24 protein-coding genes are annotated in these 24,648 nt (G+C 71.8%); 1 reads left to right on the forward strand and 23 read right to left on the reverse strand.

Annotation, left to right across the window (positions count from 1 at the left end; translation table 11 throughout):
• Window positions 1–128: 128 nt before the first annotated feature.
• Together FHR78_RS02180 and FHR78_RS15505 are read right to left on the reverse strand one after the other, a co-directional pair.
• Window positions 129–923: a protein phosphatase 2C domain-containing protein gene (locus tag FHR78_RS02180; RefSeq protein ID WP_166758868.1), complete on the reverse strand. Its 795-nt coding sequence runs from the start codon at window positions 921–923 to the stop codon at window positions 129–131.
• Entirely contained in the window at window positions 920–1,522 is a 603-nt protein-coding gene (locus FHR78_RS15505; RefSeq protein ID WP_166758869.1) for an FHA domain-containing protein, read from the reverse strand. The genes FHR78_RS02180 and FHR78_RS15505 overlap by 4 nt, the downstream gene beginning before the upstream one ends.
• A gap of 179 nt (window positions 1,523–1,701) precedes the next feature.
• Here FHR78_RS15505 and FHR78_RS02190 point away from each other — a divergent pair, with 179 nt between their 5' ends.
• Window positions 1,702–2,262 carry a methylated-DNA--[protein]-cysteine S-methyltransferase gene (locus tag FHR78_RS02190; RefSeq protein WP_166758870.1) on the forward strand — a complete coding sequence of 187 codons (561 nt, stop codon included), beginning with the start codon at window positions 1,702–1,704 and terminating at the stop codon, window positions 2,260–2,262.
• Here FHR78_RS02190 and FHR78_RS02195 read toward each other — a convergent pair.
• The 21 genes from FHR78_RS02195 to argS form a co-directional block, all read right to left on the reverse strand.
• A complete protein-coding gene (locus FHR78_RS02195; protein ID WP_166758871.1) occupies window positions 2,232–3,032 on the reverse strand; it encodes a peroxide stress protein YaaA in 801 nt (266 codons plus the stop codon). The genes FHR78_RS02190 and FHR78_RS02195 overlap by 31 nt on opposite strands.
• A 34-nt stretch (window positions 3,033–3,066) precedes the next feature.
• Window positions 3,067–3,327, reverse strand: coding sequence for a F0F1 ATP synthase subunit epsilon (locus FHR78_RS02200; RefSeq protein ID WP_123546308.1), 261 nt, complete (start codon window positions 3,325–3,327; stop codon window positions 3,067–3,069).
• Window positions 3,328–3,329: 2 nt separating this feature from the next.
• Complete coding sequence (atpD, locus tag FHR78_RS02205) at window positions 3,330–4,790, reverse strand: F0F1 ATP synthase subunit beta (protein ID WP_166758872.1); 1,461 nt, start codon at window positions 4,788–4,790, stop codon at window positions 3,330–3,332.
• 39 nt (window positions 4,791–4,829) lie between these two features.
• Entirely contained in the window at window positions 4,830–5,729 is a 900-nt protein-coding gene (locus FHR78_RS02210) for a F0F1 ATP synthase subunit gamma (protein ID WP_166758873.1), read from the reverse strand.
• Between the two features lie 44 nt (window positions 5,730–5,773).
• Entirely contained in the window at window positions 5,774–7,411 is a 1,638-nt protein-coding gene (gene atpA / locus FHR78_RS02215) for a F0F1 ATP synthase subunit alpha (RefSeq protein ID WP_166758874.1), read from the reverse strand.
• A gap of 58 nt (window positions 7,412–7,469) precedes the next feature.
• Window positions 7,470–8,264, reverse strand: coding sequence for a F0F1 ATP synthase subunit delta (locus tag FHR78_RS02220; RefSeq protein WP_166758875.1), 795 nt, complete (start codon window positions 8,262–8,264; stop codon window positions 7,470–7,472).
• A gap of 2 nt (window positions 8,265–8,266) precedes the next feature.
• Window positions 8,267–8,827 carry a F0F1 ATP synthase subunit B gene (locus FHR78_RS02225; RefSeq protein ID WP_166758876.1) on the reverse strand — a complete coding sequence of 187 codons (561 nt, stop codon included), beginning with the start codon at window positions 8,825–8,827 and terminating at the stop codon, window positions 8,267–8,269.
• A gap of 20 nt (window positions 8,828–8,847) precedes the next feature.
• Window positions 8,848–9,081, reverse strand: a complete 234-nt coding sequence (gene atpE / locus FHR78_RS02230) for an ATP synthase F0 subunit C (RefSeq protein ID WP_043594505.1) — start codon at window positions 9,079–9,081, stop codon at window positions 8,848–8,850.
• A gap of 71 nt (window positions 9,082–9,152) precedes the next feature.
• Window positions 9,153–9,959, reverse strand: a complete 807-nt coding sequence (atpB, locus tag FHR78_RS02235; RefSeq protein ID WP_166758877.1) for a F0F1 ATP synthase subunit A — start codon at window positions 9,957–9,959, stop codon at window positions 9,153–9,155.
• A 238-nt stretch (window positions 9,960–10,197) separates the two neighbouring features.
• On the reverse strand, window positions 10,198–10,623 hold the full coding sequence (locus FHR78_RS02240) for a hypothetical protein (protein ID WP_166758878.1): 426 nt from the start codon (window positions 10,621–10,623) through the stop codon (window positions 10,198–10,200).
• Window positions 10,620–11,900 carry an MraY family glycosyltransferase gene (locus tag FHR78_RS02245; RefSeq protein ID WP_432207135.1) on the reverse strand — a complete coding sequence of 427 codons (1,281 nt, stop codon included), beginning with the start codon at window positions 11,898–11,900 and terminating at the stop codon, window positions 10,620–10,622. Before FHR78_RS02245 ends, FHR78_RS02240 begins: the two co-directional genes overlap by 4 nt.
• Window positions 11,897–12,574 (reverse strand): L-threonylcarbamoyladenylate synthase, encoded by a 678-nt coding sequence (locus FHR78_RS02250; RefSeq protein WP_166758879.1) that lies wholly within the window; start codon window positions 12,572–12,574, stop codon window positions 11,897–11,899. Before FHR78_RS02250 ends, FHR78_RS02245 begins: the two co-directional genes overlap by 4 nt.
• Before the next feature lie 38 nt (window positions 12,575–12,612).
• Window positions 12,613–13,500: a peptide chain release factor N(5)-glutamine methyltransferase gene (gene prmC / locus FHR78_RS14940; RefSeq protein WP_166758880.1), complete on the reverse strand. Its 888-nt coding sequence runs from the start codon at window positions 13,498–13,500 to the stop codon at window positions 12,613–12,615.
• On the reverse strand, window positions 13,497–14,579 hold the full coding sequence (gene prfA / locus FHR78_RS14945; RefSeq protein ID WP_166758881.1) for a peptide chain release factor 1: 1,083 nt from the start codon (window positions 14,577–14,579) through the stop codon (window positions 13,497–13,499). The genes prmC and prfA overlap by 4 nt, the downstream gene beginning before the upstream one ends.
• Window positions 14,579–16,840 (reverse strand): transcription termination factor Rho, encoded by a 2,262-nt coding sequence (rho, locus tag FHR78_RS02265; RefSeq protein ID WP_243862076.1) that lies wholly within the window; start codon window positions 16,838–16,840, stop codon window positions 14,579–14,581. Before rho ends, prfA begins: the two co-directional genes overlap by 1 nt.
• Before the next feature lie 314 nt (window positions 16,841–17,154).
• Complete coding sequence (thrB, locus tag FHR78_RS02270; protein ID WP_166758883.1) at window positions 17,155–18,108, reverse strand: homoserine kinase; 954 nt, start codon at window positions 18,106–18,108, stop codon at window positions 17,155–17,157.
• The gene (gene thrC, locus FHR78_RS02275; protein ID WP_166758884.1) at window positions 18,105–19,187 is read right to left on the reverse strand and encodes a threonine synthase; all 1,083 of its coding nucleotides are present in this window, start codon (window positions 19,185–19,187) and stop codon (window positions 18,105–18,107) included. The genes thrB and thrC overlap by 4 nt, the downstream gene beginning before the upstream one ends.
• A complete protein-coding gene (locus tag FHR78_RS02280; protein WP_166758885.1) occupies window positions 19,187–20,521 on the reverse strand; it encodes a homoserine dehydrogenase in 1,335 nt (444 codons plus the stop codon). Before FHR78_RS02280 ends, thrC begins: the two co-directional genes overlap by 1 nt.
• Before the next feature lie 97 nt (window positions 20,522–20,618).
• Window positions 20,619–22,022 (reverse strand): diaminopimelate decarboxylase, encoded by a 1,404-nt coding sequence (gene lysA, locus FHR78_RS02285; RefSeq protein WP_166758886.1) that lies wholly within the window; start codon window positions 22,020–22,022, stop codon window positions 20,619–20,621.
• A gap of 129 nt (window positions 22,023–22,151) precedes the next feature.
• The gene (locus FHR78_RS02290; RefSeq protein ID WP_166758887.1) at window positions 22,152–22,922 is read right to left on the reverse strand and encodes an LmeA family phospholipid-binding protein; all 771 of its coding nucleotides are present in this window, start codon (window positions 22,920–22,922) and stop codon (window positions 22,152–22,154) included.
• 7 nt (window positions 22,923–22,929) lie between these two features.
• Complete coding sequence (argS, locus tag FHR78_RS02295) at window positions 22,930–24,594, reverse strand: arginine--tRNA ligase (protein WP_166758888.1); 1,665 nt, start codon at window positions 24,592–24,594, stop codon at window positions 22,930–22,932.
• Window positions 24,595–24,648 lie beyond the last annotated feature (54 nt).

Here is a 24,648-nt window from a genome sequence, read left to right on the forward strand (position 1 = left end):
GAGGGCGCCGGACGGGGGACGGCCCCCCGGCCCCCACTTCGGGGGAGGGAGCACGGCCCCGTGCCTGGGGACGACCGACCGGGCCGGGCCCCGGACGAGCGGGGCGCCCCGGCCGGTCGCCGGGCGGCCTAGGCCTCGACGGGCTCGTCCGCCGCGCCTCGGACGTCGACCACGACGGCGGTGACGTTGTCGCGGCCGCCGGCCTCGACGGCCGCCCGCACGAGGGCCGAGGCCGCCGCCAGCGTCTCGGGCTGCTCGCCGAGCAGCCGCTCCATGTCGGCGCCCGACAGCTCCTTGGTGAGGCCGTCGGAGCAGACGAGGAGGCGGAGGCCGGCCCGGGCGGGGACGCGCCAGTAGTCGGGCCGCTGGTCGACGTCGAAGCCGACGGCCCGGGTGATGACGTTGCTGTCCGGGTGGGACTCGGCGTCCTCGGCGCGGATGAGGCCGGCGTCGACCATCTCCTGCACGACGGAGTGGTCGACGGTCACCTGCCGCAACGTGCCCTCGTCGACGAGGTAGACCCGCGAGTCGCCGACGTTGAAGATCGTGAACTCGGGGTCCCCGTCGTCGTCGGAGAGGAACGCGCCGGTCGCGGTGGTGCCGACGCCGAGCTCGGTGTCGGCGGCCGCGACGGCGATGTCGGCGGTGGCGCGACGGAGCGCCTCCTCGATGTCGTCGGTGGTGAGGCGGTCCCGCACCGCCGCCTCGGCCATGCGCCGCACGACGGCGTCGCTCGCGACGTCGCCGGCGCTGTGCCCGCCCATGCCGTCGGCCACGACGAACAGGGGCGCCTCGGCGACGTAGCTGTCCTCGTTGTGGGCGCGGCGCAGGCCCACGTCGGTGACCCCCGCCCAGTCGAGCGAGAGACCGGTCGCGCCGGAGGCGAGGGGGTGGGCGGTCGTGGGGCGGCCGAGCTCTGTCACGGGCGACGTCCTTCTTGGGCGGCGGGTCGGGGAGGCGGGAGGACCTCGAGGAGGTTGCCGTCGCCGACGTCAACTATGGTGCCTGCCAGCGCGACGGTCGACTCGCCCTGCCGGAGAGTCACGGGATGCCGCCCCGGCAGGGTGACGACGGTGCCGTTCGTCGACCTCAGGTCGATCACCACGACGGTCGAGCCGACCTGCTCGACCCGGACGTGGCTGCTCGACACCTCGCTGGTGGGCGAGGGCACGGCGACCAGCACGGCGGGCGCGCCGGTCGAGACCCGTGGCGCCGACGGGCGGCGACCGACGACGACCGGTGCGTCGAGCCGGTGCGCGGCACTGCCCACGCGCAGCAGGTGGACGCGCGCCGCCGGGGCCGGCGGCGCACCCGGCGAAGGAGGGGCCGACCCCGTCACGGCCACGGGCGGCACGGGTCGGACACGGACGACCGTGTCGTCCTCGGGCACGGCCCGCGGCGCCCCCGGCCGGCGGACCAGCACGGTGTCGTCGTCGACGCGCGCCTCGGTCGCCGGAGCATGGCGACCACGGCGCACGAGCACCGTGTCGTCGAGCTCGTCCGGCTCGTCGGGTCTGGTCACGGGGTCCTCACGGAGGCGGTGGTCGAGGAGGCGGGACTCGCCTCGCGGACAACGCTACCGGTCCCACGCGGTGCACCGCCCCTCCTCGTCGCTCCTCCCCCGCACGGCCTCGACGCGCTCCGTCCACAGGCTCACCGACGCACGCCGACAGGGCGTCCCGGACTGCCTAGCGTGGCGCCATGCCCGATCTCGCCCTCGTCCCCCCGCTGCCGCCGGGCACCCGCGACGACCCGGGCGACCTCCGGTTCGTGCGGCTGCACTCCCCCATCGGCCGGATCGAGATCCACAGTCGCCTCCGGGCCGTCGAGCGCGTCGTCGTCGACGACGGGACCGGGCTGCCGCACGACGGTCGGGAGGAGCACCAGGACGACCTGCTCGAGGCGGCGCGGCGTCAGGTGCACGACTACTTCGACGGACGCCGCCGCCAGTTCGACCTGCCCGTCCGGCTGGTGGGCACGGCGTTCCAGCAGAGCGTCTGGTCGGCGCTCGGCGAGGTCGCCTGGGGCGCCACCACGACCTACGGGCGACTGGGGGCGGCGGTCGGCAGCCCGCAGGCCGGCAGGGCCGTGGGCGGCGCCGTCGCGACGAACCCCCTGCCCCTGCTCGTGCCCTGCCACCGTGTGCTCGGCCGCACCGGCGGCGTGACCGGCTACACGGTCGGCGAGGGAGTGCCCACGAAGCAGTGGCTGCTGCGGCACGAGGGCATCGTCTACCGGGCGGGCCCCGTGCCGGTCGGCTGAGCGCCCTCGCCGAGGACCGTCTCGGACACGAGCACGAGCTCGCCGTCGGGCGACACGTCGAGGACGATGCCCTGCGCCGCGGCCCAGTCGACGAGGTCGGCCCGATCGGTCAGTTCGGGCCGGTCGGTCACGAGTCGACGGACGAGGGCGCCCTTCGACTTCTTGTTGAAGTGGTTCAGGGCCCGGCGGTGCCCGGACGCCTCGGACACGACGCGGACGTAGGCGGACCCGGGACGGGGAGCAGGTCCGAGGGCCGCGTAGCCCTCGGACCTCAGGTCGACGATGAACTCCCCCGAGTCGGAGAGGTCGGCCAGCACGGACGACACCGTGGCGGCCCAGGTCGCCCTGAGCGGCGCGCCCGGCAGACGCGAGTCGTGCGACAGCCGGTACGCCGGGATCGGGTCCGAGGCCCGGACGAGGCCGAACAGGGCCGAGTGCACGACGACGTGCCGGTGGGCCCACGAGCGCTGGGCGGCGTCAAGCTCGGGCGCGCGCACCGGGTCGAAGAGCACGCCGGTGTAGCGCGAGAGCGCCGGCATGGTCGGGGACCGTTCGAGCAGACGGTTCCGCTCGACCTCGCCGGCCAGGCGCGGACCGAGCTTGAGCCGGGCCATCGCCTCGACGGGATCCGCGGACAGCTCGAGGAGGCGGTCGGCGACCCGACGGCGCACCGCGCCCAGCGACGGGAACGAGAGGGCGTCCAGGTCGAGCCCGGACATGCCGCTGCCCCCGTCGAGCTTGGTCTCGGACGGGGGCAGCAGGAACAGCACGGTGGTTCGGGAAGAGCGTTCGACGAGGAGTCGGTCAGGCCAGCTGCGCGTTGCGCGCGACGACCGTCACGGTGTCGTTCTCGACGGACAGGAACCCGTCGTCCGCCGTCGCCTCGACGGTGGAGCCGTCGGTCAGGCGGACACGGACCTTGCCCGTGGCCAGGATCGCCAGGAGAGGCTCGTGACCCGGGAGGATCCCGATCTCACCCTCGGCGGTGCGGGCGACGATGGACGACGCCTCGCCCGACCACACCTCGTGGTCGGCCGAGACGACGCTCACGGTGAGAGCAGCCACGATCAGCCGTTCTCCTTCTGGATCTGAGCCCACTTCTCTTCGACGTCGGAGATCGAGCCGACGTTGAAGAACGCCTGCGTCGCGACGTGGTCGAACTCGCCGTCGGCGATCGCGGTGAAGGACTCGATGGTGTCCTTCAGCGGGACGGTCGAGCCCTCGACACCGGTGAACTTCTTCGCCATGTAGGTGTTCTGCGAGAGGAACTGCTGGATGCGACGGGCGCGGGCGACCGTGATCTTGTCCTCTTCGGAGAGCTCGTCGACACCGAGGATGGCGATGATCTCCTGCAGTTCCTTGTTCTTCTGCAGGATCGCCTTGACGCGGATGGCCGTGTTGTAGTGCGCCTCGCCCAGGTACCGGGGGTCGAGGATGCGGCTCGTCGAGGTCAGCGGGTCGATCGCGGGGTAGAGACCCTGCGACGCGATCTCGCGCGACAGCTCGGTCGTCGCGTCGAGGTGCGCGAAGGTCGTGGCCGGCGCCGGGTCGGTGTAGTCGTCGGCGGGGACGTAGATCGCCTGCAGCGAGGTGATCGAGTGGCCACGGGTCGACGTGATGCGCTCCTGGAGGACGCCCATCTCGTCGGCGAGGTTCGGCTGGTAGCCCACGGCGGAGGGCATGCGGCCCAGCAGCGTGGAGACCTCGGAGCCGGCCTGCGTGAAGCGGAAGATGTTGTCGATGAAGAGCAGGACGTCCTGCTTCTGCACGTCACGGAAGTACTCCGCCATCGTCAGCGCCGACAGGGCCACGCGGAGACGCGTTCCCGGCGGCTCGTCCATCTGGCCGAAGACGAGGGCGGTCTTGTCGAACACGCCCGCCTCGTCCATCTCGGCGATGAGGTCGTTGCCCTCACGGGTGCGCTCGCCGACACCGGCGAACACGGAGACGCCACCGTGGTCCTGCGCGACGCGCTGGATCATCTCCTGGATGAGGACCGTCTTGCCGACGCCCGCACCGCCGAAGAGGCCGATCTTGCCGCCCTGCACGTAGGGCGTGAGCAGGTCGATGGACTTGATGCCCGTCTCGAACAGCTGGGTCTTCGACTCGAGCTGGTCGAACTGCGGGGGCTTGCGGTGGATCGGCCAGCGCTCGGTGATCTCCACCTTCTCGTCGCCCTCGAGGTTGAGGATCTCGCCGGTGACGCTGAAGACCTTGCCCTTGGTCACGTCGCCGACGGGCACCGAGATGGGCGCGCCGGTGTCGGTGACCTCCTGCCCGCGGACGAGGCCGTCCGTGGGCTTGAGGGCGATCGCGCGGACCAGGTCGTCGCCGAGGTGCTGGGCGACCTCGAGGGTCAGCTCGCTCTTCGTGTCGCCGATCGTGATCGTCGTGTGGAGCGCGTTGTACACGCCGGGGATGGCGTCGTGCGGGAACTCGATGTCGACGACGGGGCCCGTGACGCGGGCGACCCGCCCGACGCCGGGAGCCGACGCGGTCGCGACCGGCGCGGTTGCGGTGTCAGTCATGGCTTCTCTCTCTTCGGATGATGATGCTGGGGTGCAGATCTACTTGGCCGAGCTCAGGGCGTCAGCGCCGCCCACGATCTCGGAGATCTGCTGCGTGATCTCGGCCTGGCGAGCGTTGTTCGCCAGACGGGTGAAGTCCCGGATGAGGGTGTCCGCGTTGTCGCTGGCGGCCTTCATGGCCTTCTGGCGAGCAGCGTGCTCGGACGCCGCCGACTGCAGCATCGCGTTGAAGATGCGGCTCTCGATGTAGACCGGAAGGAGCGAGTCGAGCACCTCGGTGGCGTCGGGCTCGAAGTCGTACAGCGGCAGGACCTCGTCGTCGGCGGGCGCCTCGACGCCCTCCACGACCTCGAGGGGCAGCAGCCGGACGACCTCGGGGACCTGGCTCACCATGTTCACGAAGCGGTTGTAGACGATGTGGATCTCGTCCACCCCGCCCTCGGCCGCCGGCGTGAGGAACTTCGAGACGACGGCGTCGCCGATCTCCTTCGCGGTGCCGAACTCGGGCTGGTCGGTGTTGCCCGTCCAGATCTGCTCCGAGTCGCGCTTGCGGAACGCGAAGTAGTTCTGCGCCTTCCGGCCGACGAGGTAGAACACGACGTCCTTGCCCTGGCCGCGCAGCAGCGTGGACAGCTGCTCGGCCTCCTTCAGCGTGTTCGAGCTGAAGGCGCCGTTGAGGCCGCGGTCGGACGTGAAGACCACGACCGCGGCACGCTCGACCGTGGCCGGCTCGGTGGTGAGGATGTGGTCGACGTCCGAGAACGTCGCCACGGCCGAGACGGCCCGCGTGATCGCACGCGAGTACGGCCCGGAGGCCTTCATCCGGGCCTGCGCCTTCTGGATGCGCGAGGCCGAGATGAGCTCCATCGCCCGCGTGACCTTCTTGGTGGTCTGCGCGGAGCGGATCCGCTGGCGGTAGACCCGTAGTTGGGCTCCCATGACTCTCCTGTTGTCTCGTCAGTCGTGAACGTCGGTCGAGCGCGTCAGCGCTTGGCCTTGACGATCTTCTCCTGGTTGACGTCGCCGGCGTCCGTGGCCTCGAACTGCTCGTTGCCGACCGAGGCGAGGGGCTTGCCCTCTCCGGTCTGGAACTCCTGCTTGAAGGCGTCGACGCCCGAGTCGAGCGCCGAGACGATCTCGTCGGTGAGGACGTTCTTCTCGCGCAGGTCGGAGAGGACGGACGTGTTGCGACCCAGGTAGTCGAGCAGCTCGCGCTCGAAGCGGAGCACGTCGGGGACGGGCACCTCGTCGAGCTTGCCGTTCGTGCCGGCCCAGATCGAGACGACCTGGTCCTCGACCGGGTACGGCGAGTACTGCGGCTGCTTGAGCAGCTCGGTGAGGCGTGCGCCGCGAGCCAGCTGGCGACGGCTCGCCGCGTCGAGGTCGGACGCGAACATCGCGAAGGCCTCGAGCGAGCGGTACTGGGCCAGCTCGAGCTTGAGCGTGCCGGAGACCTTCTTGATCGACTTCACCTGGGCGTCGCCGCCGACGCGGGACACCGAGATGCCGACGTCGACCGCCGGACGCTGGTTCGCGTTGAACAGGTCGGACTGGAGGAAGATCTGGCCGTCGGTGATCGAGATCACGTTGGTGGGGATGTACGCCGAGACGTCGTTGGCCTTGGTCTCGATGATCGGCAGACCGGTCATCGAGCCCGCGCCCAGCTCGTCGGAGAGCTTCGCGCAGCGCTCGAGCAGACGCGAGTGCAGGTAGAACACGTCGCCGGGGTAGGCCTCGCGGCCCGGCGGGCGACGCAGGAGCAGGGAGACGGCACGGTAGGCCTCGGCCTGCTTCGACAGGTCGTCGAAGATGATGAGGACGTGCTTGCCGCCGTACATCCAGTGCTGGCCGATGGCCGAGCCGGTGTAGGGGGCCAGGTACTTGAAGCCGGCGGGGTCGGAGGCCGGAGCGGCGACGATGGTCGTGTACTCCATGGCGCCGGACTCTTCGAGGGCGCCCTTGACCGAGGCGATCGTCGAGCCCTTCTGGCCGATGGCGACGTAGATGCAGCGGACCTGCTTGTCGACGTCGCCGGACTCCCAGTTGGCCTTCTGGTTGATGATCGTGTCGATCGCGATGGCCGTCTTGCCGGTCTGGCGGTCGCCGATGATCAGCTGACGCTGACCGCGGCCGACGGGGATCATCGCGTCGATGGCCTTGATGCCGGTCTGCATGGGCTCGTGCACCGACTTGCGCTGCATGACGCCGGGCGCCTGGAGCTCGAGGGCACGACGACCCTCGGACGCGATCTCGCCGAGACCGTCGATGGGCGCGCCCAGCGGGTCGACCACGCGGCCGAGGAAGCCGTCGCCGACCGGGACGGAGAGGACCTCGCCGGTGCGGGTCACCTCCATGCCCTCTTCGATGCCCGAGAACTCGCCGAGCACGATGGCGCCGATCTCGTCCTCGTCGAGGTTCTGGGCCAGGCCCTGGGTGCCGTCCGCGAAGCGGATGAGCTCGTTCGCCATCACGCCGGGGAGACCCTGGACGTGGGCGATGCCGTCGGCGGCGTCCGTGACGTAGCCGACCTCGGTCGTCGAGGCCTTGGACGGGTCGTACGACGAGACGAAGTCCTTCAGCGCGTCGCGAATCTCATCGGGGCTGATCTTGATGTCTGCCATTGTGATTCCTATTCGTAGCGAGGCTTCAGGAGGCCTCGAGTCTGTGTGGGGTGCGTGCCTAGCCGGCGAGCTGGAGGCGGAGCGCGCTGAGCTTGGTGGCGACGGTCCCGTCGATGACCTCGTCGCCGACCTGCACGCGCAGACCGCCGATGACGGCGGGGTCGACGACCTGGTTGATGCGGAGGCTACGCCCGAACTGGCGGGACAGACCCTGCTCGAGGCGCGCGGCGTGCGCGTCGTCGAGGACCTTGGCCGTCGTGACCGTGGCGACGAGCTGGTCCGACTGGTCGGACACGATCTCGGCTGCGGTGCGCAGCAGCTCCCCTATGCGACGGCCGCGGGGCTGGCGCACGAGGTGGCTGACGATGGTGATCGTCTGCTGGCTCGCCCGGCCGCCCAGGAGGCGCTGGACCAGGCCTGCCTTGGCCTCGGGGTCGCTCAGCTTGGTGCCGATCGCCAGTTCGAGGGAGGAGTCGGACCGGACGGCCGCATCGAAGGCGAACAGCTCGTTCGCGATCGTGCTGCCGTCGGACAGCGTGGAGGCGACGACACGGATGCTGATCTCCTCCATGCCTGCGAGCAGGTCGCGCTTCGAGGACCACCGGCTGCCGACGACGGAGAGCACCAGCGCACGCGCCGACTCGGTGAACGCGCCGAAGACGCGGTCGACGAGCTGCTTCTTCGTGGCGGCATCGACGGCGGGGTCCGCGAAGTAGGCCTGCAGCTGGACGTTGCCGCCGATGACGCGACCCGCGTCGAGCAGCTGCTCGCCCGTGGTCAGGTCGGCAGCAGCGCCCAGGTCGGCGAGGACGGACCTCGCCGAGCTGAGGGCCTCTCGGGACATGGAACCCATCGTCAGTTGCCTGCCTTCGAGTTCTGGTCGGCCTCGAGGTCGGCCAGGAAGCGGTCGACGACTGCCGACGCCTTGGCGTCGTCGGCCAGGGACTCGCCGATGACGCCCGACGCGAGGTCGATGGCCAGCGAGCCGACCTCGGCACGGAGCGACGCGACGGCCGCGGCACGCTCGGCCTCGATCTGGACGTGGGCGTTCGCGGTGACGCGATCCGCCTCGGCCTGGGCCTGCTGCTTCAGGTCGGCGAGGATCTCGGCGCCCTCGGCACGAGCAGCCTCGCGGATGCGAGCCGCCTCGGCGCGGGCGTCGGCCAGCTGCTTCTTGTACTCGTCGAGGGCCTTCGCGGCCTCGGCCTGGGCGGCCTCGGCGTGGGCGATGCCGCCCTCGATGCGCTCGGCACGCTCGTCGAGGATCTTGCGGAACCGCGGGATCGCGAAGATCCCGAAGAACGCAGCGATGACCACGAAGACGACGAAGGACCAGAGGATGTCGTAACCGGCGGGGAAGAAGACGGCTGCTCCCTCAGGAGCACCGCCCTCGGCCGCGAGGATCGTCTCGATCATCGGTGTGTCGTCCTAACTGATCAGGAGAAGATGAAGCCGGCGGCGAGGCCGATGAAGCCCAGCAGCTCGGTGAACGCGATGCCGAGGAACATCGTGACCTGGAGGCGGCCGGCGAGCTCGGGCTGACGGGCCATCGCCTCGACGGTCTTGCCCGCGACGATGCCGATGCCGATGCCGGGGCCGATCGCAGCGAGGCCGTAGCCGACGGTCGCGATGTTGCCGTTGATCTCAGCGAGGATCGTGGTGGTGTCCACTTGGGTTTCCTTCCGGTTGGGCGGGGCTCGTCGGGCGACGGTCCCCGTCGTTCATAGTGTTCGTTCGACGCTCAGTGTTCGGTCGCCGCGGCCTGTTGGATGTAGACCGAGGCGAGGAGCGTGAAGACGTAGGCCTGCAGCACGGCGACGGCCATCTCGACGATGGTCATGACGAACCCGCCGATGAGGGTCAGGGCGCCGAACGCCATGAACCCGCCGCTCATGCTGAAGAAGAAGAAGTGCGTCGCCGCGAAGCAGAGCACGAGGAGGAGGTGGCCGACCATCATGTTCAGCAGCAGTCGCAGCGCCAGCGAGATGGGGCGCACGATGAAGATGTTGATGAACTCGATGGGCGTCAAGAGGATGTACATGTACCACGGCACACCGGCCGGGAACAGTGCGTTCCGGAAGAACGTCGCTCCGCCCACCTCGCGGAAGCCCGCGTAGATGAACATGACGTAGGCGACGACGCCGAGCAGCAGCGGCATGGCGACCACGGACGTGCCGGCGATGTTGAGGCCGGGGACGATGCCCGTGATGTTCATGGCGAAGATGCCGAAGAACATCGCGGCCAGCAGGGGCAGGTACTTGCGCCCGAGCCGCTCGCCGAGGATCTCCTCGACGATCTGGACACGGACGAAGTCGAGTCCGAGCTCGGCGATGCTCTGGCCGCGGGTCGGCACGAGCCGGCCCTTGCGCAGGGCGAGCCAGAAGAGCAGCAGCATGACGGCGATCGCGAAGAGGCGGACCAGCATGATGCGGTTCAGCTCGAAGGGCGTGCCCTCGAAGAAGATCGCGGACGGGAAGAACTCGTCAAGAGTCGGGGCGTGGAATCCCCCGTCTCCGTGGCCGGTCTCGGCGGCGGAGAGCAGGTTCACAGCGTTCGCTATCAGCGCTATCTCCTGTGTCGGGGCGAGCACCCTGAAGTGTCGCGACGATTGGTGGGGTTGTCATCCGAACCCGCAGAGAATCGCGGCCGGGGTACGGTGTCCACCCTATCAAGGTAAACCTCGCGGGCACGAATCGGCAGGGCTCTTTTCACGCCCTGCAAGGAAGGTCGTCCCCCGCGACGACGACGGGGCGGGACGTGGGCGGCCCGGCGCCCGCGCCCGGACGTCAGTCCTGGGGAGCGGGCGGCAGGACGGCGTCGCTGACGTTGCCCAGACGACCGCGCACGACGACGAGCGCGTCGATGGCCAGGGTGCCGATGATCGACACCACGAGCGCCAGGAAGAGCACCACGTCGTTCACGAACGGCTGGTCCTTCACGAGCACCAGCAGCACGACGAAGATCACGAGCTTGAGCAGCCAGGCGCCCATCACGATGCCGAAGAACGCGGCCAGTCGGAACCGGATCGCGATCAGCATGCTGGCGGCGGTGATGCCGGCGAAGACGACGGCCAGGGCCACGCCCACGAGGGCGCTCCAGAGACCGTCCGTGCCGGCGAGGGCCCAGCCGAGCCCGCCCCCGACCACGGCGATCACGAGGGCCAGGAGACCGGTGTACGTCAGGATCTTGGTGAAGATCGATCGGGCGTTCATGGGCGTTCCTCCGGGTGGGTCAGTTCGGGCACCACGGCGGTCTGGGCCGTGTCGGTGTCGGACGGGTCGAGTGCGTCGGCGGCCTCGTCGAGCGGGTCGAATCGCCCGGACTCGCTCGCGGCCAGGTCGGCGCTGCGGGTGCTCTGCACGGCGACCTCGACGCGCTTGCGCCGGCTGAGGGGCGCCAGGGTGAGGACGGCGCAGGCGACGAGGCCCAGCCCGAGGAACGTCACGACGAGCCACGACGGCTTGACGAACAGGAACATGAGGCAGCCGACGGAGACCACGAGGGTCCAGGAGTAGAAGATCAGCACCGCCTGGAAGTGCGTGTGCCCCATGTCGAGGAGGCGGTGGTGGAGGTGCTTGCGGTCGGCCGTGAAGGGCGATTTGCCGGCGCTGACACGGCGGAGCACCGCGAGGCCGAAGTCGAGCAGGGGCACGACGAGGACCGCGAAGGGCAGCAGGATCGGGATGAAGGCCGGCAGCAGGGCCGACCGGGAGATGGTCGCCGGGTCGATCTGCCCGGTGACGGAGATCGCGCTCGTCGCCATGATCAGGCCGGTGAGCAGCGCGCCCGCGTCGCCCATGAAGAGACGGGCGGGGTGCCAGTTGAGGGGCAGGAACCCGAGGCAGGCCCCGATCAGGACCGCGGTCAGCAGGGCCGCGAGGTTGAAGTACTCGGTCTGCCCGATGGTGATCGAGATGACGAAGCTGTAGACGAAGAAGACGCCGTTCGCGATGATCGTCACGCCGGCGACGAGGCCGTCCAGGCCGTCGATGAAGTTGACCGCGTTCATCACGAGCACCACCGCGAGGATGGTGAGGATCAGCGACATGTAGGGCGACCCGATGGCGAGGCTGCCCCCGATGGGCAGCGAGACGAGCTGCACGCCCTGCCAGGCGAGCACGCCAGCGGCGATGATCTGACCGGCGAGCTTCGTCATCCAGTCGAGGTCGTACAGGTCGTCGACGACCCCGATGACGACGATGATGGTCGCCGCGCCGAGGATGGCGAGCGGCGGCCCGGGGTCGGCGAACACGAGCCGGAAGTAGTCGACGCCCGAGATCAGCGGGAAGACGAACCAGGCCGCGAGCAGGGCCACGACGACCCCGGCCCACATCGCCACTCCCCCGAGCCTCGGCGTGGGCGTCTTGTGGACGTCCCGCTCGCGGATGGTCGGGTACAGCTTGAAGCGGAGGCCGAGGCGCCAGACCACGACGGACAGCACGAAGCTCACGGCTGCCGCGATGACCATCGCGAGCAGGTAGTACCTCACGCGACGGCGTCGACCCCGACGACGCGCGTGATCTCGGAGTCGGGCAGCACACCGTGCCGCACGATGCGCAGCACGCCGTCGCCGGCACCCGTCGCGTCGACGATCGTCGACCCGGTGTTCGCGCCCGGGCGCCGCTCGTAGCCGGTGCCGACCGGGCCGGCGTCGAGGTAGACCGAGACGGACTCGCCCAGCATGTCGAGCGCGGCCTGCGCCGTCTCGGCGGCCGGCTGCCCCGTGAGGTTCGCGCTCGAGACGGCGAGCGGCCCGGTCTCCTCCAGGAGCTCGAGGGTCAGCGGGTGGCTCGGCATGCGCAGCGCCACGGTGCCGCGGGTGTCGCCGAGATCCCAGCTGAGGGAGGGCTGCGCCCGGAAGATGACCGTGAGCGGACCGGGCCAGAACTCGTCGAGCAGCGGTCGCACGAGGTCGGGCACGGTGGAGGTCAGCGCCGCCAGGGTGTCCTGGCCCTTGATGAGCACGGGCGGGGGCGACTGGCGCCCGCGGCCCTTGGCGTCGAGGAGCCGCTGCACCGCGGCCGGGTCGAAGGCGTCGGCGGCGACCCCGTAGACCGTGTCGGTGGGCAGGACGACGAGCTCGCCGCGCCCGACGGCGCCGCGCGCCCGGCGCAGGCCGGCGAGCAGCTCGGAGTCGACGGAGAGGTCGTAGAGGGAGGCCATGACCTGACGATGATAGTGCGGACGACCTGGAGGGGGCGTCAGCGCACCGCCGTGGTCGTCCGGTCCCGACCGGTGAGATCGGGGTGCGTGGCGGTGGACCGCCAGCCGTCGGCGTCCAGCAGGTCGCGGATGGCGCCTCCTTGCTCTTCGCCGTGCTCGACGACGAGGACGCCGTCGGGTCGCAGGAGGCGGAGGGCCGTCGCCGAGAGGTCGCGCACGACGTCGAGGCCGTCCGCTCCCCCGTAGAGGGCGAGGGCCGGGTCGTGCAGGCGCACCTCGGGATCGCGCGGGACCATGCCGACGGGGATGTACGGCGGGTTCGACGCCACGACGGAGACGGCCCCGTCGAGCTCGGGCAGGGCGTGGGCGAGGTCGCCCTCGACCAGCCTCACGTTGGCGGCACCCACGGCGTCGATGTTGCGCCGCGTCCAGACCGCCGCCTCGGGCGACAGCTCGACGGCGACCACGGACGCCCTCGGCACCTCGGTGGCCATGGCGAGGGCGATGGCGCCGCTGCCCGTGCCGAGGTCGACCGCGACGGGCTCGGCGTCGGGCGAGGCGCGGAGGGCGTCGATCGCGTGCTGCGCGACGCCCTCCGTCTCGGGACGCGGCACGAAGACGCCGGGGCCGACGTGCAGCTGCATCGACCGGAAGGCCGCCGTCCCGGTGATGTGCTGCAGGGGCTCCCGGGCGGCGCGACGGCCGACCAGGACCGCGTAGGCGGCGGCGTCGGCGTCGGAGATCACCGACCGGGTGACGGAGCGTGCCCGCACGACGCCGCGCCCGAGGTCGAGCACGTGGGCCAGCAGCAGCTCGGCGTCGACGTCGGGCGTCGGGACCCCCGACGACGACAGCACGGCCGACGCCGCCGCGAGGGCGGTGTCGACCGTGCGGGGCTGCCCGAGGGCGGCGACGACGTCCGTCACGACGCGGTGTCGCCGATCTCGGCGAGCCGGGCCTCTTCGTCGGCCTGGATGCACGACTCGACGACGGGCTGCAGGGCGCCGTCCATCACGGCGTCCAGGTTGTACGCCTTGTAGCCGGTGCGGTGGTCGGCGATGCGGTTCTCGGGGAAGTTGTAGGTGCGGATGCGCTCCGACCTGTCCATCCCCCGGATCTGGCTCTTGCGGGCGTCCGACGCGATCGCCGCCTGCTCCTCCTGCTGGCGCGCGAGGATCCGGGCGCGCAGCACGCGCATGCCGGCCTCGCGGTTCTGCAGCTGGCTCTTCTCGTTCTGCATCGCGACCACGATGCCCGTGGGCAGGTGGGTGATGCGCACGGCGGAGTCGGTCGTGTTGACCGACTGGCCGCCGGGGCCGGACGAGCGGTAGACGTCGATCTTGAGGTCGTTCTGGTTGATGTCGACCTCCTCCGGCTCGTCGACCTCGGGGAACACGAGGACGCCGGTGGTGGAGGTGTGGATGCGACCCTGGGACTCCGTGGCGGGCACGCGCTGGACGCGGTGCACGCCTCCTTCGTACTTCAGGTGGGCCCAGACGCCCTGCGACGGGTCGGTCGCGTTCGACTTGATGGCCACCTGGACGTTCTTGTAGCCGCCCAGGTCGCTGTCGTCGCTCTGGATCATCTCGGACTTCCAGCCCATGGACTCCGCGTAGTGGAGGTACATGCGCAGGAGGTCGGCGGCGAAGAGGGCGCTCTCCGCGCCTCCCTCGCCTCCCTTGATCTCCATGATCACGTCACGGCCGTCGTCGGGGTCGCGAGGGATGAGGAGGCGACGCAGCCTCTCTTGCGCCTCGTCGAGGCCCTGCTCGAGGGCGGGCACCTCGTCGGCGAACGCCTCGTCCTCCTTGGCCAGCTCACGAGCGGCGTCCAGGTCGTCGACCGCCTGCTGCCACGCCGAGTGGGCAGCCACGATGCGGCTGAGCTCGGCGTAGCGACGGTTGATCTTCTTGGCGCGCGCCGCGTCCGCGTGGACCGCGGGGTCGCTGAGCTGCGTCTGGAGGTCGTCGTGCTCCGCGAGGAGCACGGACACCGACTCGAACATCAGTGCTCTTTGTGGCCGGCGTCGTGGCCGTTCGCGGGCATCGACTTCTGGATCTGCACGAGGAACTCGACGTTCGACTGCGTCTCCTTGAGGTTGCCGAGGACGATCTCGAGAGCCTTCTGCTGCTCGAGCCCGGCCAGGGCACGGCGCAGGCGCCAGGTGATCTTGACCTCGTCGGCGCTGAGGAGCATCTCTTCGCGACGGGTGCCCGACGCGTTGACGTCGACGGCCGGGAAGATGCGCTTGTCGGCGAGGTGGCGCGAGAGGCGGAGCTCCATGTTGCCGGTGCCCTTGAACTCCTCGAAGATCACCTCGTCCATCTTCGAGCCGGTCTCGACCAGCGCGGTGGCGAGGATGGTCAGCGAGCCGCCGTTCTCGATGTTGCGCGCCGCGCCGAAGAAGCGCTTCGGCGGGTAGAGCGCCGACGAGTCGACGCCGCCGGACAGCACGCGGCCCGAGGCCGGGGCCGACAGGTTGTAGGCGCGACCGAGGCGGGTGATCGAGTCGAGCAGCACGACGACGTCGTGGCCCAGCTCGACGAGGCGCTTCGCGCGCTCGATGGCGAGCTCGGCGACCGTGGTGTGGTCCTCGGCGGGGCGGTCGAAGGTGGAGGCGATGACCTCGCCCTTCACCGTGCGCTGCATGTCGGTGACCTCTTCGGGACGCTCGTCGACGAGCACGACCATGAGGTGCACCTCGGGGTTGTTCACCGCGATGGCGTTCGCGATCGCCTGGAGCACGAGGGTCTTGCCTGCCTTCGGCGGCGACACGATGAGGCCGCGCTGGCCCTTGCCGATCGGCGACACGAGGTCGATGATGCGGGTCGAGAGCTTCTGCTGCTCGGTCTCGAGGCGGAGGCGCTCCTGCGGGTAGAGCGGGGTCAGCTTGCCGAACTCGACGCGCTTGGCCGCCTCCTCGACGGGCTGGCCGTTGATCGAGTCGATGCGGACGATGGCGTTGTACTTCTGGCGCCCCTGGCCCTGGTCGCCCTCGCGCGGCTGGCGGATGGCGCCGACGACGGCGTCGCCCTTGCGGAGGTGGTACTTCTTCACCTGGCCGAGCGAGACGTAGACGTCGCTCGCACCGGGCAGGTAGCCGGTCGTGCGGACGAACGCGTAGTTCTCGAGCACGTCGAGGATGCCCGCGACGGGGATGAGCACGTCGTCCTCGGAGATCTCGGGCTCGAACTCGTCGGTCTGCACGCCGCGGCCGCGCTTGCGGTCACGCTGACGGCCCCGGCCCTGTCGGCCGTTCTCGTCCTGCTGCTGCGGACCCGTGCCCTGCTGACGGTCCTGCTGCTGGCGGTCGCCCTGCTGGCGGTCCTGCTGCTGACGGTCCTGCTGCTGGTCCGCCTTCTGGCCGCCCTGCTGCTGGCGGTCGCCCTGCTGGCGGTCGCCCTGCTGACGGTCCTGCTGCTGCTCGGCCTTCTGGCCGCCCTGCTGCTGGCCGCCCTGCTGGTCGCCGGCCTGGCCCTGCTGGCCGGACTGGCCGTTCTTGCGGTCGCCACGGCCGCGGCTGCGGCTGCGACGGCTGCCGCCCTGCTGGCCGGACTGGTCGCCCTGGCCCTGGTCGCCCTGCGACTGGTCGCCCTGGCCCTGGTCGGCCTGGCCCTGGTCGGCCTGCGCCGCGCCCTGGTCGGCCTGCTGGGCGCCCTGGTCGTCGGCGACGACGGCCTCGGGCGCGGCGGTGGCGTCCTGGGCCGCGGCCTGGGCCTCGGCGACGGTCGCGTCGGTGGCGCGGCGCGAGCCACGGCGGCTGCGCGACGGGCGCTCGGAGGCGACGGGCGCCTCCTGCGGGGTCTCGGTCGAGGCGGTCTCGGTCGGGGCGGCCTCGACCGGGGCGGCCTGCTCGGCGACGGCCTGGTCGGCCGCGGGCGCCTCGGCGGGCGTCGTCGCGGGGACCTCGAGGACGGGCGAGACGCCCGACTCGGCGCCGTTCACGTGCTCCCCGGCGCCGCGCTGGGCGGGGGCCCCGGCGGCGGAGGTGGCACGACGCGAGCCGCGACGCGCACGGGTCGGTGCGGCGGCGGCCTCGTCGGCCTCGCCCGCGGCGGCGGCGGGCTGCGCGTCGGTCGCCTCGGGGGCGACGTCGAGGGTGGGCTGCGCGACGACGGGCTCGGCGAGCTCGACCGGGGCGGCGGCGCCCTCGGTCGACTGCGCCTGCACGGCGGCGATGGCGGCGACGAGGTCGCCCTTGCGGAGCTTGGAGAGGCCGCTGATGCCGAGCGAGGAGGCGAGGGCCTGGAGCTGCGGGAGGCGCATGGCGCTGAGTTCGGCGGTGGTGGCCGCGGGCGTGCGGCTGTCGACGTCTGACACTGGTGTTGGGTTCCTTCCGCTCCCCCGCGAGAGCCGCGAGGCTGAGCTGGTCACACCTCGTGGCCCGGGGACTGCCCTGTGGCAGGCCCTGCGCGGGTGCGCGCTGCGCGGGATGCGCAGACGAGCTCACGGAGGTGCGGCGCGCGTACGCCAGATAGGCGGACGAGCGCTGCGAGATGTGCACTACGGGATGTGCGACCCGGGGGAAGTCGAGGAGCCTGAGGACTCGTCGTGCCCACTCGAGAACCGAGGAGGCGCTGCTAGATGCCCAGGGGACCTGATTTCACAGCCGGGTGCGGCCTCACTGTAGCACCTCGGAGGTCGACGGCGAGCATCAGGGCACGCCAGTCGGACACGGAGTGCTCGGCCACGATCTCGGCCGCCAGGAGGCGCTGGCCGGGGTCGCTGCCGAGCACGAGCAGCGAGGGGCCGGCGCCGGACACGACGGCCGCGAGGCCCGCGTCGCGCAGCATCGTGATCAGCGCGTCGGTCTCGGGCATCGCGCTGGCGCGGTAGCTCTGGTGGAGGCGGTCCTCGGTCGCGGCGAGCAGCAGCTCGGGGCTCTGGATCAGCGCCGCGACGAGGAGGGCCGACCGCGAGACGTTGAACGTGGCGTCCTCGTGGGGCACCGAGGCCGGCTGCAGGCTGCGGGCCAGCTTGGTCGACAGCGTGGTGCGGGGCACGAACACGACCGGCGAGACGCCGCGGTGCACCAGGAGGCGCTTGTGCGACGGGCCGGTGGACGTCATCCACGCGATGGTGAGGCCGCCGAAGAGCGCCGGGGCGACGTTGTCGGGGTGCCCCTCCATCTCGGTGGCGATGCGGAGCAGATCGGCCGACGAGAAGTCGACGACGCCCTCGAGCAGGCCCTTGGCCGCCACGACGCCGGACACGATGGCGGCGGCCGACGACCCGAGGCCGCGACCGTGCGGGATGACGTTGCGGGCCTCGAGCCGGAGGCCGGGCAGCGGCTGCCCCGCCGAGGCGAAGGCGGCGGCGATCGCCCGCACCACGAGGTTGGAGGCGTCGGTCGGGACCTCGCCGGCCCCGACCCCGTCGACGTGCACCTCGACGCCCGGGGCGTCGGTCGCCGTCACGACGAGCTCGTCGTAGAGCGAGACCGCGAGGCCCAGCGTGTCGAAGCCCGGGCCGAGGTTGGCCGACGTGGCCGGCACCCTCACGAGCACCGACCGCCCGGCCGCCCCTGTGGTCATGCAGACGCCGGGACGAGCCCGAGCACCTCGGCGACGCGCGCGGTGTCGCTGGCGACGACCGTCGGCGCCACCTCGGAGCCGTCGGCGCGGCGGAGGGCCCACTGGGGATCCTTCAGGCCGTGGCCGGTCACCGTGAGGACGACCGTCGCGCCGGCCGGGACGACGCCCGCGTCGGCCCGCTCGAGCAGGCCGGCGACGCTGATCGCCGAGGCGGGCTCGACGAAGACGCCGACCTCGGCCGACAGGATCTTCTGGGCCGCGAGGATGGCCTCGTCGGTGATGGCGCCGAACCAGCCGTTCGTCAGGTCGCGGGCCTCGAGGGCCAGCTGCCAGGACGCCGGGTTGCCGATGCGGATGGCGCTGGCGATGGTCTCGGGGTGCTTGACGACCTCGCCGGCGACGATCGGCGCGGAGCCGGACGCCTGGAACCCGAACATGCGCGGCAGACGGGTCGCGCGGCCGGCCTCGAGGTCTTCTCGGTAGCCGCGCGTGTAGGCGGTGTAGTTGCCGGCGTTGCCCACGGGCAGGAAGTGGAAGTCGGGGGCGTCGCCGAGCACGTCGACGACCTCGAAGGCGGCGGTCTTCTGGCCCTCGATGCGGTCGTTGTTGACCGAGTTGACGAGGTGCACCGGGTAGTTATCGGCGAGGTCGCGGGCGATGTCGAGGCAGTCGTCGAAGTTGCCCTGGATCTGCAGCAGCTGGCCGTCGTGCGCGACGGCCTGGCTGAGCTTGCCCATGGCGATCTTGCCCTCGGGCACGAGCACCGCCGCCGTGATGCCGGCGTGCGCCGCGTAGGCGGCCGCCGACGCCGACGTGTTGCCGGTCGAGGCGCAGATGACGGCCTTCGCGCCGTGCTCGACGGCCTTCGAGATCGCCATGGTCATGCCGCGGTCCTTGAACGAGCCCGTCGGGTTCATCCCCTCGTACTTCACGAAGACCTTCGCCCCCGTGCGCGCGGACAGCGCGGGCGCCGGGATGAGGGGCGTGCCGCCCTCGCCGAGCGTGACGACGGGGGTCGCCTCGGTCACGTCGAGACGGTCGGCGTACTCGCGCAGGACACCCTGCCACTGGTGGGCCATCAGGCTCCTTCGACTCTCAGCACGCTCGTGACCGAGTTCACGACCGTGGTGTTGCGGAGGGCGACGACCGTGGCGGCGAGATCCGACTCGCGGGCACGGTGCGTGCCGATGATCAGGGTAGCGGTCGCGGGGGCCGCCTCCGCGTCGCGCGACGCGCCGGGCTCGAGGCCCCCGGTCTGCTCGACGCTGTGCACGCTCACGCCGTGCTGGCTCAGCACGGTGGCGACCTCGGCGAGCACGCCGGGCTGGTCGGCCACGTCGAGGGTGATCTGGTAGCGCGTGACGACGTGCCCGACGGGCAGCACCGCGAGGTCGGCCTGCGTCGACTCGGCGACGCCGGGGCCACCGACGACGTGGCGACGGGCCGCCGAGACGAGGTCGCCGAGCACCGCGGAGGCGGTCTCGACCCCTCCGGCGCCGGCGCCGTAGAACATGAGGTCGCCCGCCGCCTCCGCCTCGACGAACACGGCGTTCTTGGCCCCGTGCACCGCGGCGAGCGGGTGGTCGAGCGGCACCAGGGCCGGGTACACGCGGGCGCTGACCCCGTCGACGCCGTCGGCGTCCGTCAGCCGCTCGCAGATCGCCAGGATCTTCACGACGTAGCCCGCCTTGCGCGCGGCCTGCACCTGCTCGTGGGTGACCGACGTGATGCCCTCGCGGTGGACCGCCGAGAGCGGGACGGTGGTGTGGAACGCGAGGCTGGCGAGGATGGCCGCCTTCTGCGCGGCGTCGTAGCCCTCGATGTCGGCCGTCGGGTCGGCCTCGGCGTAGCCGAGCTCGGTCGCCGTCGCCAGGGCGTCCTCGAGCGTGTCGCCGTCGGTGTCCATGCGGTCGAGGATGAAGTTGGTGGTGCCGTTGACGATGCCCATGATGCGGCGGATGCGGTCGCCGGCAAGGCTGTCGCGCAGGGGCCGGATGATCGGGATCGCCCCGGCGACTGCCGCCTCGTAGTAGAGCTGCGCGCCGACCTGCTCCGCCGCGGCGAAGAGCTCGGGGCCGTGGTGCGCGAGCAGGGCCTTGTTGCCGGTGACCACGTCGGCGCCCGAGAGCAGCGCCTGCAGCACGTGGTGCCGTGCGGGCTCGAGGCCGCCCATGAGCTCGACGACGATGTCGGCCCCGAGGATCAGCGACTCGAGGTCGGTGGTGAGCAGCTCGCGCGGCAGGTCGACGTCGCGGGGGGCGTCGAGGTCGCGCACGCCGATGCCCACGAGCTGGAGCCCGGCACCGGCGCGGCCGGCGAGCTCGTCGCCGTGCTCGAGGAGCAGGCGGGCGACCTGCGACCCGACCGACCCGGCGCCGAGCAGGGCGACCCTCACGTCGCGGTATTCGTCCATGGTGTTCCGTTCTGTGGTGGCGTCCCGGCGGGGCGCCGTGGGCTGTCGGGCAGGAAGGGGTCGACCGTCGTCGTCCGGTGCGGCGGGCGGGCCGTCGTCAGTCGAGGCCGGCGTCGCGGGCCAGCAGGTCGGCCTCGGTCTCGCCGCGGACGATGACCCGCGAGGCCCCGTCGCGCACGGCGACGACCGGCGGCCGCCCGACGTGGTTGTAGTTGCTCGCGAGGCTCCAGCAGTACGCGCCCGTGGCGGGCACGCCCAGCAGGTCGCCCGGGGCCACGTCGGCGGGGAGGTACTCGGCGAGGACGACGAGGTCGCCGCTCTCGCAGTGCTTGCCCGCGACCCGCGCGAGGGCAGGCCCCGCCGAGGAGGCGCGGCTGACGACGCGCGCGCTGTAGTCGGCCTCGTAGAGGGCCGGCCGGGCGTTGTCGCTCATGCCCCCGTCGACGCTGACGTAGCGCCGCACGGCGGTCTCGCCCGTCTGCTCGTCGACGGTGACCGCCACGTCCTTGACCGTGCCGACCGTGTAGAGGGTCGTGCCGGCCGGGCCCGCGATCACGCGTCCCGGCTCGACGGCCACGACGGGCAGCGGGATGCCCAGCCGGGCGCACTCGCCGGCGACGATGTCGGCCAGGGCCGCGGCGAGCTCGTCGAGCGGACGGGCGTCGTCGACCGACGTGTAGGCGATGCCGAAGCCGCCGCCCAGGTTGAGCTCGGGCACGGGGCCGTCGGCCAGCAGCTCGGCGTGCAGCGCCAGCAGGCGCCGCGCGGCCTCGCCGAACCCGTCCGAGCCGAAGATCTGCGACCCGATGTGCGAGTGCAGCCCGAGGAGCCGCAGCGAGGGGCTGCGACGGATCTGGGCGACGACGCCGGGGGCGTCGGCCAGGGTGATGCCGAACTTCTGGTCCTCCCGCGCCGTGGCGAGGTAGTCGTGCGTCGACGCGTGCACGCCGCTGTTGACGCGGACCCGCACCGCCTGGACCACCCCGTGGCGTGCGGCGGCCTCCGCGACCCGGTCGACCTCGTCGGCGTTGTCGACGACGATGTTGCCGATGCCGGCCGCGACGGTGCGGTCGATCTCGGCGAGCGACTTGTTGTTGCCGTGGAACGCCATCCGTGCCGGGTCGACGCCGGCGGCCGCGGCGACCGCGAACTCGCCGCCGGTGCAGATGTCGACCCGCAGGCCCGCGTCGGCCACCCACCGGGCGACCTCGACCGAGAGGAACGCCTTGGCGGCGTAGTAGACGATCGCGCTGGTGCCGACGCGTCCCAGCTCGCGGTCGAACGCCTCCTTCGCGCCGCGGGCACGCCCTCGGAAGTCGTCCTCGTCGACGACGTAGAGCGGGCTGCCGTGCCGTGCGACGAGCTCGGGGGCGGCGACGCCGGCGACGGAGACGACGCCGTCGTCGGCGCGGTGCGCGCCGTGGGACCACACCGAGGGGGCGAGCGCGTCGACGTCGTCGGGCTCGAGCAGCCAGTCGGGGGCGAGGGGGTTGGGCGACACGGGGACCTCGGGGGTGGTGGGGAGGAGCGGGACGACGACGAGCCTAGCGACAGCCGGCGACGGTGACGGCGACCGCGACGGCGGCGACGGCGGTGACGGCGACGCATCCGGGACGCGTGGCGCCGGGGATCAGCTGCAGGCGCCCTTCGCGGCGAGGCCGGACGAGGTGAGGGGCAGGCCGTCCGACCGGAGCCCGAGCCGCACCCGGTCGGGCTGGACGTCGACCGAGGTGAGCACGACGCCCTGGGGCAGCTGCTCGGCGACGCAGACGGTCTGGGCGAAGTCGCCGAGGAACCTCGTGAGGTCGACCGAGAGCGAGGTGTCGGGCAGCGAGGCCCGGGTCGGGGCGAACGAGAGCGCCCGGCCGTCGTCGACGATCGACGGGGTCGCGGTCACGTCGACGGGCACGGCGCCCAGCACGGGCACGTCGAACGAGCGGGCGTAGGTGACCTCGCCGTCGCCGAGTGCGACGGTGGCGCCCTCGGACGAGACGCCCTCGAGCGAGCTGACGGTCGCGGAGTCGGCCGAGAGCGTGCCCGTCACCGGACCGGAGGTGCCCTCGAGGTCGGTCGGCACGTCGCTGACGTCGACGCGGAACGACACCGGGTCGGCGGCGGAGCCGGACGAGACCGTCACGTCGTCGAGCGACCCCTGCACGATCTGCCAGAGCACGGAGAGGCCGTGGACGTCGACCGTGACGTCGTCGATCCCCGTCGCGGTCTCGAGCTCGGCCGCGGCACGCTGCTCGACGAGCCCGCGGGTCACGACGTCGGCGACGACCGCGAGCAGCAGGAGCACGACGAGCAGGCCGACGACCACGAAGAGCCCGGCCGCCGCGCCCCGGGCGCGGCGACGCGGCACGGCCCGCTCGGAGAAGAAGTCGTCGTCCACGTCGCTCACGGGGTCGTCACATCCTGTCGGGCGCGGAGACGCCGAGCAGGCCGAGGCCGTTGCGGATGACCTGGCCCGCCGCGTCGTTCAGCCAGAGGCGCGTGCGGTGCAGGTCGGTCACCTCCTCGTCGCCCAGCGGGGTGACGCGGCAGCTGTCGTACCACCGGTGGTAGGTGCCGGCCAGTTCTTCGACGTACCGGGCGACGCGGTGCGGCTCGCGCAGCTCGGCGGCCTGCACGACGACGCGCGGCAGCTCGGCGAGGGCGCCGAGCAGGGCGCTCTCGGTCTCGTGCACGAGCAGGGAGGCGTCGAACGCGTCGCGCCGGACGCCCGCGGCCTCGGCGTTGCGGGCCACCGACCGGGTGCGGGCGTGGGCGTACTGCACGTAGAAGACGGGGTTGTCGTTCGTGCGCCGCGTCCAGAGGTCGAGGTCGATGTCGATCGAGCTGTTCACGGGGCTGCGGACCAGGGCGTAGCGACCGGCGTCGACGCCGACCGCGTCGACGAGGTCCTCCATCGTGACGACGGTGCCGGCGCGCTTGGACATGCGGACCGGCTCGCCGTCGCGGAGCAGGTTGACCATCTGGCCGATGAGGATCTCGAGGTTCACGCCCGGCTCGTCGCCGAAGGCGGCGCACATCGCCATCATGCGGCCCACGTAGCCGTGGTGGTCGGCGCCCAGCATGATGAGGTTGCGCTCGAAGCCGCGCTCGCGCTTGTCGAGGTAGTAGGCGAGGTCGCCCGCGATGTAGGCCGCCTCGCCGTCGCTCTTGACGACGACGCGGTCGCGGTCGTCGCCGAACGTCGTCGTGCGCAGCCAGGTGGCGCCCTCGGACTCGTACACGTGGCCCAGCTCGCGGAGGCGGGCGACGGCGCGCTCGACGGCCTTCGACTCGTGAAGGGCGTTCTCGTGGAAGTACACGTCGAAGTCGACGCCGAAGTCGTGCAGCGACGCCTTGATGTCGTCGAACATGAAGTCGACGCCGGCCGAGCGGAACGCCTCCTGCGCCTCGTCACGGGGCAGGGCGAGCACGTCGACGTCGGTCGCGGCGAGGACGCGGTCGGCGATGTCGGTGATGTACTGCCCGCCGTAGCCGTCCTCGGGCGCGGGCTCGCCCAGCGCGCGGGCCAGCAGGCTGCGGGCGAAGCGGTCGATCTGCCCGCCGTGGTCGTTGAAGTAGTACTCGCGGGTGACGAGCGCGCCCTGGGCCTGGAACACCCGCGCGAGGCTGTCGCCGACGGCCGCCCAGCGGACGCCGCCCATGTGGATGGGCCCGGTTGGGTTGGCCGAGACGAACTCGAGGTCGATGGTGACGCCGTCGTAGTAGGTGCCACGGCCGAAGTCGGCGCCCTGCTCGACGATCGTCTTCGCGAGCAGCCCGGCGGCGGCGGCGTCGAGCCGCACGTTGACGAACCCGGGGCCCGCGACGTCGACGTCGGACACGCCGTCGACCTCGGCGAGCTCGGCCGCGATCTCGCTCGCCAGGTCGCGGGGCGAGGCCCCGACGCGCTTGGCGAACTTCATCGCCACGTTGGTCGTCCAGTCGCCGTGGTCGCGGTTGCGCGGGCGCTCGAGCACAACGTCGGCGGGGGTCACGACGACGTCGTCGGCGACGCCTCGTCGCCGGAGCACCCCGTCGACGACGGCGAGCAGGGACGTGGAGAGTTCGGCGGGGGTCACGGTGGTCGATCCTACCGGCTGGGGCGCGGGCGTCCGGCGGGGCCCGGCGGGGCT

Origin of the sequence: Frigoribacterium faeni (assembly GCF_011761235.1) — a bacterium.
In the GTDB taxonomy this organism is placed as follows: Bacteria; Actinomycetota; Actinomycetes; order Actinomycetales; family Microbacteriaceae; genus Frigoribacterium; species Frigoribacterium faeni_A.